Raw genomic sequence first — 12,022 nt, 5'->3', positions numbered from 1 at the left:
CGGAGGCTGCACCGGGGTCACAGCTCCAGAGCGGGCTTGATCCGCTTGGGCGTCCACATCCTCGACCGGCGCGCCGCGATCGTCGACACGGCGAGGGCAACGACCAGGTAGGCGGCCAGCACCCCGAGCGACCCGAGCACCGGCCCCAGGTCGGCGCCGTAGAGCAGCCGGCGCAGACCGTCGACGGCGTGGCTCATCGGCACGACGTGGTGGACGGCCTGCAGCGGCGCCGGCAGGGTCTGCCACGGGAAGGTCCCGCCCGCGCTGACCAGCTGGACCACCATGAACACGAGGCCCAGGAACTTGCCGACGGCGCCGAACCGCGCCGCCAGCGCGTGGAGGATCGCCACGAACGTCATCGAGGTGAAGCAGAGGAAGAGGAAGGCGAGCACCGGGTGCGCGATCCGGATGTCCACGCCACGTCCGACGACGAGCACGAGCGAGGCGACCTGCACGAGCCCGACGAGGGTCGGCGCGAGCCATCCGCCCAGAGCGGTGCGGATCGAGCGCTGGCTCGTCGCGAGGGCCCGCGGGGACAGGGGGCGGACGAAGAGGAAGAGCACGTAGGCCCCGATCCAGAGCGCGAGGCTCATGAAGAGCGGCGCCAGGCCGGCCCCGTAGGAGCCTGCCGAGGACAGCGATCCGGTGGACACCCCGACGGGGTTGCCGATCGTCTGCGCCATCGCCTTGCGCTGGGCATCGCTCGGGTCGGGGATGGAGTCCCGACCCTTGACGAGCCCGGCGTGGAGGTCGGTGGCGCCCTTGCTCAAAGCGTCGAGCCCCGACCCGAGGGAGCTCGCTCCCGAGGCCAGCGAGTCGGCCCCGGTGGCGGCCTTGTCGGCCCCGGTGGCGAGCTGGTCCGCGCCGGTCCGCAGGGTGCCGAGGCCGCTCGAGAGCCTGCTCGCACCGTCCCGCAGCCGCACCGCACCGGAGTGCGCGGAGGCGATGCCGTCGGTGAGTGCCGGCGTCGCGTTCGCGAGCGCGCGGGCACCGGTGGCGACCTGGTCGGCGCCCTTCGACAGGCGTGTCAGGTCGCTCGAGGCCGACTGGATCGTGGAGTCGGCCCGGTTGACGTAGCCGTCGATCGTGTCCAGTCGCGAGCTGACCACGGACAGCTGGGCGTCGGTGAGTCCCTGGGCGCGGAGGGCGTCGAGGAAGCTCGTACGGTCGGCGGCGATGCGGCGCCTGAGGTCGCTCGAGGCCGTCGCGGCCCTGGTGCCGTAGCCGGCGATCGTGCGGTTGCCCGCCGCGACCTGCTCGGCGCCGTCGGCCAGCTGGTCGGTCTGTGAGGGCAGGCTCGCGGTGCGCGACTGGAGCGTGCCCAGGCCCGAGGCGAGCTGGGCCGCTCCGGCCTCGAGGCTGTCGGCGCCCGACGCCGCCTGGCCGATGCCGGTGGCGAGCCGCCGGGCTCCCGAGGTCAGGTCGTGCAGGCCGCCCGCGAGACCGGCCGCCCCGGACGAGAGCTGGTGGGCGCCGGAGTCGGCCTTGACCGCTCCGGCCCGCAGCTTGTCCGATCCGTCGACGGCCGTGACGAGCTGGTCGTGCACCTGGCTGAACCCCAGCAGCAGCTTGCTCGCCGCCGTCTGGCTCACCTCGCTCGCGACGGACGCGGTGACCTGCTTGATGACCTGGTTGCCGATCATCGAGGTCATGTAGTTGTTGGCGTCGTTCGTCTCGAGCACGACGGTGGCCTGGCGAGGCTTCATCTCGGCCGTCGAGGCGAGGTCGGCCGAGAACGTCGTCGGCATGATGACCGCGAACGCGTACGTGCCGTCGTCGACGCCACGCAGCGCCTCGGAGTGCGAGACCCGGTGCCAGTCGAAGGACTTCGACTCGACGAGGTGGTCGGCGACGCCCCCGCCGACCTGCAGCTTCTCCCCCGTGCTGAGCGTCGTGCCGGTGTCGTCACTGACGACGGCGGCCGGCACCTGCGGGAAGGCGCCGTACGGGTCGTGGTTGGCATAGAGGTAGAGCCCGCCGTAGAGGGTCGGGATGAGCACGAGGGCCGCGAGGGCCAGCCGCGCGAGGCGGGAGGAGGTGAGGCGGCGCAGCTCCGCGACGGCGAGTCGGACGGGGTTCATGCCGAGGGCTCCTTCGGGAGGTTCGGTGCGTGGGCGGCGGCGTCACTCGCCGGGTCGGGGTCACGGCCGCCGTCGGGCTCCGGGGCGGCGTCGGGCGCGCCCACCGAGGCGACGACCGGGTCCTCGGCGCCGCCCAGGTCGGCAGGGAGCGACGCTGCCGTCGCAGCCGTGGTGAGGACGACGACGGCGAGACCCGTCTGCGCGAGCCGCCGGCAGGTCTCGAACCACACGGTGTGGTCCCCACCGTGCCGCTCCGGACCGGCGAGGACCAGGACGCGAACCATGGGGTGGAGGGCTCCGAGCTCGAGCAGCAGGCTCGTGCGCACTCCCGCGGGGAGCTGCTCCCAGGGGTGTCCCGCACGGTCCGACAGCTCGTGGGCCGCGAGGAAGCTCGCCACCGCGGCGCGACCGGCCGGCTTCTCGGCGAGTGCGAGCTCCTCCTGGACGACGGCCTTGACCGCGATGGTGTCCTCCGGCGCCGTGACGTCGGCGACGTCGACGAGTCGGGTGCGCAGCTGGAGGTCGGCCAGGTCCGCCCCCGCGCCGATGCGGACGCGACCACGCAGGAGCTCCACGCGGCCGCCGATCGCCAGGGCGAGGGCGACCTGCGGGATGCCGGGGTCGGTGGGGACGACGGTGACCGCTCCGGGCGGCGCCGTGAAGGAGACGTGCTCGACGAAGGGCTCGTGGGTGCCCGCGACGCTCACGTCGTCGACGACGACGGTGCGCTGGTTCCAGCCCTGCAGGTGGATCACCACGGTTTCAGTCACGATACGAGTATGCATCCGATACGTTGTCGTATCCAATTCGAGCACGTATCCTTGCACACATGACCACGACCGCCGAGCCCCGAATCAGCGCCCGACGCCAGGCCACCCGCGATCGCGTGCTCGAGGCCGCGAGCTCGGTCTTCGCCGAGCGCGGCTTCCACGGGGCCACCGTCGAGGACATCTGCGACAGGGCAGGCTTCACCCGGGGCGCGTTCTACTCCAACTTCAGCTCCAAGGACGACCTCGTCGTCGAGCTGTCCCGGCGCCACTCCGAGGCGCTCGTCGACCGGATCCGCCGGGCCGGCAAGCGCGAGCACGCGGGGACCGACGAGGTCCTGCGCGACGTGTTCGCGGCGCTCGCCGACGACAGCCGCAGCAAGGAGCGCTGGCTCGTGCTGACGACGGAGTTCACCCTCCACGCCATCCGCGACCCCGAGGCCCGCCGGGCGTGGGCCGCCCAGCAGCGCCGCGTCCGCGACGAACTCGTCACGGTCGTCGACGAGACGGTCGCACGCCAGGGCCTCACCATGCCCATCCCCACCGAGCTGTTCGTGCGCGCCGCCATCGCGCTCGCCCAGGGGTCGATGACCCAGCGCCTCGTCGAGCCGCGCTCGCTGGCCGTCGGCGAGCTCGAGCGGACCGTGCTGCCGATCCTGCTCGGCGTCGACGCCTGACGGCGGCGCGAGGACGGCCCGTCGGGGACCTGCCGGGTCAGCCCCCGGAGACGGCGTTGATGATGTGGACCCGCGCACCGGCCGGCACGGGCGCGGCGACGCCCTCGCCGCGGGTCGCGTCCTCGCCGTTGACGAACACCTTGACGTGGCGGCGGATCTGGCCGCGCTCGTCGCGCACCTTGCCGTCGAGCACACGGTGCTCCGAGAACGCCCGATCAAGCAGCTCGGCGACGGTCTGGGAGTCGGACGGGGACTCGACCTCGATCTCCGCCACCCCACCGACGAGGTCGCGGAGCATGCCCGGCAGGATGACGCGAACGGGAGCAGACGGCATACGAGATCCCTTGCGTCTCAGGCGAGCTGGGCTGCGCGCACGACGAGGACGTCGGGCAGCTGGGTGGCGATGCGGGTGAAGGACTCCCCCTCGTCGACGGAGGCGAAGACGTCACCGTTGCGGGTGCCGAGGTAGACGCCGACCGGGTCGGCCTCGTCGAGCGACGCGGCGTCGCGCAGGACGCACGTGTAGCTGTCCGCGGGGAGCCCGTCGGCCTGCATGCGCCAGTGCGCGCCGCCGTCGTCGGAGCGCTGGACCTGCAGCTGGGCGCCCGGCGGGATGCGCTCGCCGTCGTCCTGCACCGGGACGTTCCACACGACACCGGGCCGGCGCGGGTGGGCGAGGATCGTGAAACCGAAGTCGGTGGGCAGCCCCTCGGCGATGGAGTCCCAGGTGCGCCCGTTGTCGTCGGAGCGGTAGACACCCTTGTGGTTCTGCGCGTAGAGGGCGCCGTCGGCCTGGCCGCGGGCGACCTTGTGGACGCACTGGCCGTGGTCGGGGTACTCGTTGTCCGGCATGAAGTAGGCGCGGATGCCGGGGTTGCTCGCGGCCCACGTCTGACCGCCGTCCTCCGAGCGGTAGACGCCGCCGGCGCTCATGGCCACGAGCAGGTGCTCCGGCTCGCCGGGCTCGGGGACGATCGTGTGGACGGCTCCTCCGCCGAAGCCCGGCTCCCAGCTGGGCCGGTGCGGGTGGTCCCACAGGCCTCGCACGAGCTCGTAGTTCTCGCCACGGTCGGTGCTGCGGAAGAGGGCGTGCGGCTCGACCCCGGCCCACACCACGTCGGCGTCGTTGGGGTCCGGCGTCAGCTGCCACACCCGCTCCAGTGCTGTGTCGGTGTCACTCGGGAACGACAGGGCCCGTTCGGCGCTCTCGGTCCACGTGCGCCCACCGTCGGACGACACCTGGACGGTCGGCCCCCAGTGCCACGACTTGACCCCGGCGAGCACGGTCGAGCGACCTTCGCGGGTGTCGACAGCGACCGACGCCACCTCGCTCATGAGGAAGTGCGGGCCCTCGAGGGCCCACTCGCGGCGGTCGGTGCTCCGGGCGATCCACAGCCCCTTGCGCGTGCCGATGGCGACGACGGTCTCGGTCATGTTGACAGTGTCCACTATGGCTGCTGGGCAGACAAGGGCCCGGCGACGGCGTTGTCGACGGGACGCCCTGACAGCAGGGTCTGCACCTGCCTGCGGACGAGGGCGATGGCGCGTGGACGCATCGCGTCGGTCGCGCCCCCCACGTGCGGCGTGATGAGGACCCCCGGCGTGGTCCACAGCGGGTGGTCCCGAGGGAGCGGCTCCGGGTCGGTCACGTCGACCGCTGCGAGCAGCCGGCCGGCCGCGCACTCGGCGACGAGGGCGTCGGTCTCGACCACCGCGCCACGGGCGACGTTGACGAGCAGCGCGCCGTCCGGCATACGACCGAGCATCGGCGCGTCGAAGAGTCCGCGCGTCGCGCCGGTGAGCGGCACGATGACGACGACGACGTCGTGCTGCGGCAGGAGCTCGGGCAGCTCGTCGATGCCGTGCACGTGCGGTACCAGCTCGTCGCCGGCGCGAGCCCGCGACGCGACCGCCGTGACGGTGACCTCGAACGGCGCGAACCGACGTGCGATCGCCCGCCCGATCTGTCCGTAACCCACGACGAGGACCCTGCGATCGGCGAGCGCCGAGCGGAGACGCAACGGCTCCCAGCGCGAACGCGCCTGCGAGGCAACGAAACCGGGGATCTCACGGATCGACGCGAGGGTGAGGGTGAGGGCCAGCTCGGCCGTCGAGGCGTCGTGCACGCCGGCCGCGTTGCACAGCGTCACCCCGTCCGGCAGACCGTCCACGAAGTGCTCGTAGCCAGCGCTCTGCAGCTGGAGCACCTCGAGGGAGTCGAGGCCCGGCGTCACGTCGGCCAGCCGCAGCGACGTCATGTAGGGCAGCACCGCGAGCCGGATCTCGCTGCCGCGCGGGTGCGGCGACCCCATGTCCCACACGATCGCGTCGACGCCGTCGAGGTCGGCGAGCGCCTCGGCGTACTCCGGGTCGGGGACGGACACGACGAGCGGATCGGCAGCCATGTCGACACGCTAACGAAGCCCTGGTGAGTCCAGCGGACCGACCCGGCACGGCGGCTAGGCTCGCCGGGGTGACCACCGAGCCCCACGTCCTCTCGCTCGCCACCGGCAGGCGCACCACCCCTCGCGGGGGCGGCCGACCGACGGCCATCGACAAGCAGGCGGTCGACGCCTTCGAGGTGCGCGACCCCGGTCCCAAGCACGGCGGTCTCGGCAGTGGCGTCGTCGGCGACGAGGTCGGCAACCCGAAGCACCACGGCGGTGCGCTGCAGGCGGTCTACGCCTACCCCCGTGAGGACCTGGACTTCTGGGAGCAGCAGGTCGGTCGGCCCCTGCGCGCCGGCGAGTTCGGCGAGAACGTCACGACCGTCGGCCTCGACGCGACGCACGCCCTCGTCGGGGAGCTGTGGCACATCGACGACGTCGTGCTGCGGGTCGAGGTGCCCCGCATCCCGTGCAGCACCTTCGCTGCGCACATGGCCGAGCCCCGCTGGGTACGGCGCTTCACCGAGGAGGGCCGCACTGGCGCCTACCTCTCCGTCGTCGCCCCGGGTGTCGTGCGCACGGGCGCCCCCGTCCGGGTCGAGCGCCCGACGCACGACATCGACCTGCTCCTGCTGTTCCGCGCCTTCACCGGCGACCTCGCGGCGGCCCGGCGCGTCGTCGACGCCCGCGTCGTCCACGCGGAGGTGCAGGCGGGCCTCGAGGAGACGCTCGCGCGACGCGGCGGCTGATCCCGAGTGGTCCCACGCGTCCCGTGGGACACAATGAGGTATGCCGCACACCTCCCGATCGATCGGGCGCGCCCTCACGGGCTGCGTCGCCATCGCTCTCGCCCTCGCGGGGTGCTCGACGGCCGGACCCACCACCACTCCCTCCGGGAACGTCACGAGCGCGGGCAGCGCGACGACGCCCGGCACCGCGGACGCCACGGGGACGGACACCGGCAACCCGCCGACGAAGACCGCCGCACCGCCGAGCAGCAGCACCTCCCCCGCCCCCACGACGAGCACGCCGACCAGCCCGGGCACGCAGGCGGCCAAGCCCACCGCCGCCGCAGCCGGCCCGGTGACGCTGCTGTCGGGCATCGACATCGCCTGGTCGGTGGCCGTGCTGCCCGACGGCAGCGCCCTCGTCAGTGAGCGCAACACGGGCCGGATCCATCACGTGCCCAGACCCGGTTCCGGCGGCAAGCCGACCGTCGCCGGGGAGCTGCCGATCACCCGGACCGAGGGCGAGGGCGGGCTCCTCGGGCTCGCCGTGCCACCCGACTTCGACGCCGACCCCGTCTTCTACGCCTACTACTCGACCGACAGCGACAACCGCATCGCTGCGGTCCCCTGGCGTGACGGGACGATCGGCAAGCCGGTCGTCATCTTCTCCGGCATCCCGCGAGGCCGGTACCACAACGGCGGACGCATCGCCTTCGGCCCCGACGGCTACCTGTACGTGGGCACCGGCGAGGCCGGAGACACGTCCCTGTCGCAGAACCTCGGCTCTCTCGGCGGCAAGATCCTGCGCATCACCCCCGACGGTGACCCCGCTCCGGGCAACCCCTTCGGCGGATCGCCCATCTGGTCCTACGGTCACCGCAACGTGCAGGGACTTGCCTGGGACAGCCGGAAACGCCTGTGGGCCAGTGAGTTCGGTCAGAACACCTTCGACGAGCTCAACCTCATCCAGCCCGGACGGAACTACGGCTGGCCCGAGGTCGAGGGCCGAGCCGGCAACCCCGACTACGTCGACCCCGTGGCCCAGTGGCCGACGTCGGAGATGTCGCCCAGCGGCATCGCGGTCGGTCCCGACGGAGCCGTCTACATGGCCGCCCTGCGGGGTCAGTCGGTCTGGCGCGTGCCGATCAACGCCGACGGCACGGCGGGCACCCCGACCCGCCACCTACAGGGCGTCTACGGCCGGATCCGCGACATCCGCTTCGTCGGGGACCGCGTCTGGATCACGACGAGCAACAACGACCGCGCCGACCGGCTCATCTCCCTGCCGCTGTCGGCGGTCGGCGTCGGCTGAACCCTCCCCCGCTCCCGCCGCGACGGGCCTGCCTCACCGGGCCTGCCGGGACGGTCCCGACGTGACTAGCCTGACGAGCAGGGCTGCATCGACGCCGCCCACGAGCAGGAGGGGCACCATGGGTTCGTACGACGAGATCCTCGACCAGGTACCGATCGAGCAGCTGGCCGGTCAGCTCGGCGTCGGCAGTGACGAGGTCCGGCAGGCCACGGAGCACGCGCTGCCCGCTCTCCTGGGCGGCCTGCACGCCAACGCCGCCGACCCGGCCGGAGCCGACTCGCTGCTCGCGGCGCTGTCGGACCACCAGGCCCCGGTCACCAACCTCGCCGACGTGGACGAGCAGGACGGTCGCGCCATCGTCGGCAACATCTTCGGCGGCAGCACCGATCAGGTCGTCAACCAGCTGGGCGGGATCGGCGGCGGGTCCGGGGGCCTCGTGCAGAAGCTGCTGCCCCTCCTCGCCCCCATCGTCATGTCGTGGCTCGCGAACCGGATGGGCCAGGGCGGCCTCGGGGGCCTGCTCGGCGGCGCTTCCGGCTCGGGTGCCGGGAGCGGGTCGACCGGGTCGACCGGGTCGACCGGGTCGACCGGGTCGACCGGGTCGACCGCTGCCGGCTCGACCGACGACGGTCCGCTCTTCCCCGGGGGCGCCGGAGCCGACAGCGCGCCGGTGCAGGCCCCGGGCAGCGCGACGTCGACGGGTGCGGCGGCCGGTGGGTCCAACCCGCTCCAGGACATCCTCGGCCAGGTGCTCGGCGGTGGCGCCTCGAGTGCCGGCGGTGCCGGCGGTGCCAGTGGTGGCGGCGCCGGCGACGTCCTCGGCGGCCTCTTGGGCGGCCTCCTGGGCGGCGGCAAGCGCTAGCCACCCCTCCCGGTCGAGAGGCCACCGCTTGCCCGACCTCCACCGTCGAGGGGCCGGACTCTACGGGTCCCGCGCACTCTGGCCTCTCGACGGTTGGTACGCGGTTACTGGAGCTTGGCGAGGATGAGCTCGCGGGCCTTGCCGGCGTCGGCCTGGCCCTTCATCTCCTTCATGACCTGTCCGATGAGCGCCCCGGCCGCGGTCACCTTGCCGTCGCGGATCTTGGCCGCGACGTCGGGGTTCGCGTCGATGACCTTGTCGACGGCCGCCTCGAGGGCACCGTCGTCCTGGACGAGCTCGAGCCCACGCGCGTCGGCCACCGCGGTCGGGGTGCCCTCACCGGCGAGCACGCCGTCGAGCACCTGTCGTGCCATCGAGTCGTTGAGCCGTCCCGCCGCGACGAGTCCGTCGAGCTCGGCGATGTGCGCGGGCGTCAGGCCCAGCCCGGCGGCATACGACACGATGTCCTGACCCTCGGCGTTGGCGCGGCGCGAGGGCTCACCGAGCCACCACTTCCGTGCGGCTGCGGCGCTCGCGCCGGCCGCCACGGTCTCCTCGATGAGCTCGACAGCGCCCGCATTGACGACGTCGCGCATCTCGAGATCGCTGTAGCCCCAGTCGGACTGGAGCCGCTTGCGACGAAGCCCGGGGGGTTCCGGCAGCGTCCCGCGCAGAGCCTCGACCGTCTCGCGCGTCGGTGCGACGGGCACGAGGTCGGGCTCGGGGAAGTAGCGGTAGTCCTCGGCGTCGGACTTGACGCGGCCCGAGGTCGTGATGCCGGTGTCCTCGTGCCAGTGGCGCGTCTCCTGCAGGATCGAGCCGCCGCCGTCGAGGATCGCCGCGTGGCGCGAGATCTCGTAGCGCACGGCCCGCTCGACCGAGCGGAGCGAGTTGACGTTCTTCGTCTCGGTGCGGGTGCCGAGCGGCACGGCTAGCTGCGCCTCGTCGAGGGGCGCCCCGACCCGCGGTCGCAGCGACACGTTGGCGTCGCAGCGCATCGAGCCCTGCTCCATCTTGACGTCGCTGACGTCGAGGGCGCGCAGCAGGTCGCGCAGCGCCGACACGTAGGCCTTGGCCACCTCGGGCGCCCGCTCCCCCGCGCCGACCATCGGCTTGGTGACGATCTCGATGAGCGGGATCCCGGCACGGTTGTAGTCGACGAGCGAGTGGTCGGCGCCGTGGATGCGGCCCGTCGCGCCGCCGATGTGCAGCGACTTGCCGGTGTCCTCCTCCATGTGGGCGCGCTCGATCTCGACGCGGTACGTGCTGCCGTCCTCGAGCTCGACGTCGAGGTAGCCCTCGAAGGCGATCGGCTCGTCGTACTGCGACGTCTGGAAGTTCTTCGGCATGTCCGGGTAGAAGTAGTTCTTCCGGGCGAAGCGGCACCACTCGGCGATCTCGCAGTTGAGCGCCAGCCCGATGCGGATCGCCGACTCGACAGCCTTCTCGTTGACGACGGGCAGGGCGCCGGGCAGGCCGAGGCACACCGGGCACACCTGCGAGTTGGGCTCGGCACCGAACTCGGTCGGGCAGCCGCAGAACATCTTCGTCGCCGTGTGCAGCTCGACGTGGACCTCGAGGCCCATCACGGGGTCGAACTTGCCCATGGCCTCGTCGTAGTCCATGACGGCGTCGGCGGTGGCCGTGCTCATCTCAGGCTCCCTTCGCAGCAGCGGCGCCACCCAGCGAGGGTGCGCGGTCGAGGATCGGACCGCCCCAGCGGTCGACGAGCGCCTTCTCGAGGGCGGCGCCCACCGAGTAGAGCCGCTCGTCCTTCATCGCGGGCGCGAGGATCTGGATGCCCGCGGGCAGCCCGTCCTCGTCGGCGAGGCCGGACGGGATCGACATGCCCGGGACGCCGGCGAGGTTGGCCGGGATGGTCGCGATGTCGTTGAGGTACATCGCCATCGGGTCCTCGAGCTTGTCGCCGAGCTTGAACGCCGTCGTCGGCGCGGTCGGGCTGACGAGGACGTCGACCGTGCTGTATGCCGCGTCGAAGTCCTGGGCGATGAGCGCGCGGACCTTCTGCGCCGAGCCGTAGTACGCGTCGTAGTAGCCGGAGCTCAGGGCGTACGTGCCGAGGATGATGCGGCGCTTGACCTCGGCGCCGAAGCCGGCGTCGCGCGTGGCCGCCATCACCTGCTCGGCGCTCGGGGCATCGACCCCCTCGGGCAGCACCCGCAGGCCGTAGCGCATCGCGTCGAACTTGGCGAGGTTGCTCGACGCCTCGCTCGGGAGGATGAGGTAGTAGGCCGCGAGGGCGTACTCGAAGTTGGGGCAGCTGACCTCGACGACCTCCGCGCCGAGCTCCTCGAGCAGGGCGACCGACTCGTCGAAGCGCGCACGCACGCCGGGCTGGTAGCCCTCGCCGCCGAGCTCCTTGACGACGCCGATCCGCATGCCGCGCACGTCGGCGGCGCGGGCCGCCTCGACGACCGGCGGCACGGGCGCGTCGATGGACGTCGAGTCCATCGGGTCGTGCCCGCCCATGACGGCGTGCAGCAGTGCGGTGTCGAGGACCGTGCGGCCACAGGGGCCGGCCTGGTCGAGGGAGCTGGCGAGCGCCACGAGCCCGTAGCGCGAGACGCCGCCATAGGTGGGCTTGGTGCCCACCGTCGCCGTGACCGCGGCCGGCTGGCGGATCGAGCCACCGGTGTCGGTGCCGGTCGCGAGCGGCGCCTGGAAGGAGGCGAGCACCGAGCTCGAGCCGCCGCCCGAGCCGCCGGGGATCCGGTCGAGATCCCACGGGTTGTGCGACGGACCATAGGCCGAGTGCTCGGTCGAGGACCCCATCGCGAACTCGTCCATGTTCGTCTTGCCGAGGATCGGCAGCCCCGCCTCGCGCAGCTTCGTGACGACCGTCGCGTCGTAGGGCGGGATCCACCCCTCGAGGATGCGGCTGCCACACGTCGTCGGCACGCCCCGGGTCGTCATGACGTCCTTGACGGCGATCGGCACACCGGCGAGCGCACCGAGGCTCTCCCCCGAGTGGCGTCGCTCGTCGACGGCCTGTGCCTGGGCGAGGGCGCCCTCGGTGTCGACGTGCAGGTAGGAGTGCACCTGCCCGTCGACGGCGGCAATCCGGTCGAGGTGCGCCTGCGTCACCTCGACGGAGCTGATGGTCTTGCTCGCGAGGGCGTCCGCCAGGTCGGCGGCGGTGGCCCTCGTCAGGTCAGTTGGCAGGTCGGTCACGTCGGTGCCTTCGGTT

The 12,022-nt window shown here is 72.6% G+C and carries 11 protein-coding genes; 4 read left to right on the top strand and 7 right to left on the bottom strand.

Going from position 1 to position 12,022, the window contains the following annotated elements; genetic code table 11:
- Positions 1-17: 17 nt before the first annotated feature.
- Together TAE01_RS03040 and TAE01_RS03035 are read right to left on the bottom strand one after the other, a co-directional pair.
- Positions 18-2,081 (bottom strand): YhgE/Pip domain-containing protein, encoded by a 2,064-nt coding sequence (locus tag TAE01_RS03040; protein WP_147063275.1) that lies wholly within the window; start codon positions 2,079-2,081, stop codon positions 18-20.
- Positions 2,078-2,851 carry a hypothetical protein gene (locus TAE01_RS03035; protein WP_147063273.1) on the bottom strand — a complete coding sequence of 258 codons (774 nt, stop codon included), beginning with the start codon at positions 2,849-2,851 and terminating at the stop codon, positions 2,078-2,080. Before TAE01_RS03035 ends, TAE01_RS03040 begins: the two co-directional genes overlap by 4 nt.
- A gap of 59 nt (positions 2,852-2,910) precedes the next feature.
- Here TAE01_RS03035 and TAE01_RS03030 point away from each other — a divergent pair, with 59 nt between their 5' ends.
- Entirely contained in the window at positions 2,911-3,525 is a 615-nt protein-coding gene (locus tag TAE01_RS03030; RefSeq protein WP_147063271.1) for a TetR/AcrR family transcriptional regulator, read from the top strand.
- Positions 3,526-3,562: 37 nt separating this feature from the next.
- Here the strand turns inward: TAE01_RS03030 and TAE01_RS03025 are convergent, their stop codons facing one another.
- The 3 genes from TAE01_RS03025 to TAE01_RS03015 are packed head-to-tail and all read right to left on the bottom strand — an operon-like array spanning position 3,563 to position 5,930.
- Entirely contained in the window at positions 3,563-3,859 is a 297-nt protein-coding gene (locus TAE01_RS03025; RefSeq protein WP_147063269.1) for a MoaD/ThiS family protein, read from the bottom strand.
- A 17-nt stretch (positions 3,860-3,876) separates the two neighbouring features.
- Positions 3,877-4,959 carry a WD40/YVTN/BNR-like repeat-containing protein gene (locus TAE01_RS03020; RefSeq protein ID WP_147063267.1) on the bottom strand — a complete coding sequence of 361 codons (1,083 nt, stop codon included), beginning with the start codon at positions 4,957-4,959 and terminating at the stop codon, positions 3,877-3,879.
- 14 nt (positions 4,960-4,973) lie between these two features.
- Positions 4,974-5,930, bottom strand: a complete 957-nt coding sequence (locus tag TAE01_RS03015; protein WP_147063265.1) for a 2-hydroxyacid dehydrogenase — start codon at positions 5,928-5,930, stop codon at positions 4,974-4,976.
- Between the two features lie 68 nt (positions 5,931-5,998).
- On the opposite strand from TAE01_RS03015, the gene TAE01_RS03010 reads away from it, so the two are divergent.
- The 3 genes from TAE01_RS03010 (at position 5,999) to TAE01_RS03000 (ending at position 8,814) form a co-directional block, all read left to right on the top strand.
- The gene (locus tag TAE01_RS03010) at positions 5,999-6,661 is read left to right on the top strand and encodes an MOSC domain-containing protein (RefSeq protein WP_147063263.1); all 663 of its coding nucleotides are present in this window, start codon (positions 5,999-6,001) and stop codon (positions 6,659-6,661) included.
- A gap of 40 nt (positions 6,662-6,701) precedes the next feature.
- Positions 6,702-7,952, top strand: a complete 1,251-nt coding sequence (locus TAE01_RS03005; RefSeq protein WP_147063261.1) for a PQQ-dependent sugar dehydrogenase — start codon at positions 6,702-6,704, stop codon at positions 7,950-7,952.
- A gap of 118 nt (positions 7,953-8,070) precedes the next feature.
- Positions 8,071-8,814, top strand: a complete 744-nt coding sequence (locus tag TAE01_RS03000) for a DUF937 domain-containing protein (protein ID WP_147063259.1) — start codon at positions 8,071-8,073, stop codon at positions 8,812-8,814.
- Between the two features lie 104 nt (positions 8,815-8,918).
- Here the strand turns inward: TAE01_RS03000 and gatB are convergent, their stop codons facing one another.
- The gene (gene gatB / locus TAE01_RS02995; RefSeq protein ID WP_147063257.1) at positions 8,919-10,466 is read right to left on the bottom strand and encodes an Asp-tRNA(Asn)/Glu-tRNA(Gln) amidotransferase subunit GatB; all 1,548 of its coding nucleotides are present in this window, start codon (positions 10,464-10,466) and stop codon (positions 8,919-8,921) included.
- Position 10,467: 1 nt separating this feature from the next.
- On the bottom strand, positions 10,468-11,997 hold the full coding sequence (gatA, locus tag TAE01_RS02990; protein WP_147063603.1) for an Asp-tRNA(Asn)/Glu-tRNA(Gln) amidotransferase subunit GatA: 1,530 nt from the start codon (positions 11,995-11,997) through the stop codon (positions 10,468-10,470).
- Between the last annotated feature and the right edge of the window lie 25 nt (positions 11,998-12,022).

This window comes from Terrabacter aerolatus, assembly GCF_007991735.1.
GTDB classification, from domain to species: Bacteria; Actinomycetota; Actinomycetes; order Actinomycetales; family Dermatophilaceae; genus Terrabacter; species Terrabacter aerolatus.
The sequence above is the reverse complement of the archived record's forward strand: the minus strand, read 5'-3'. Positions and strand labels throughout refer to the sequence as shown.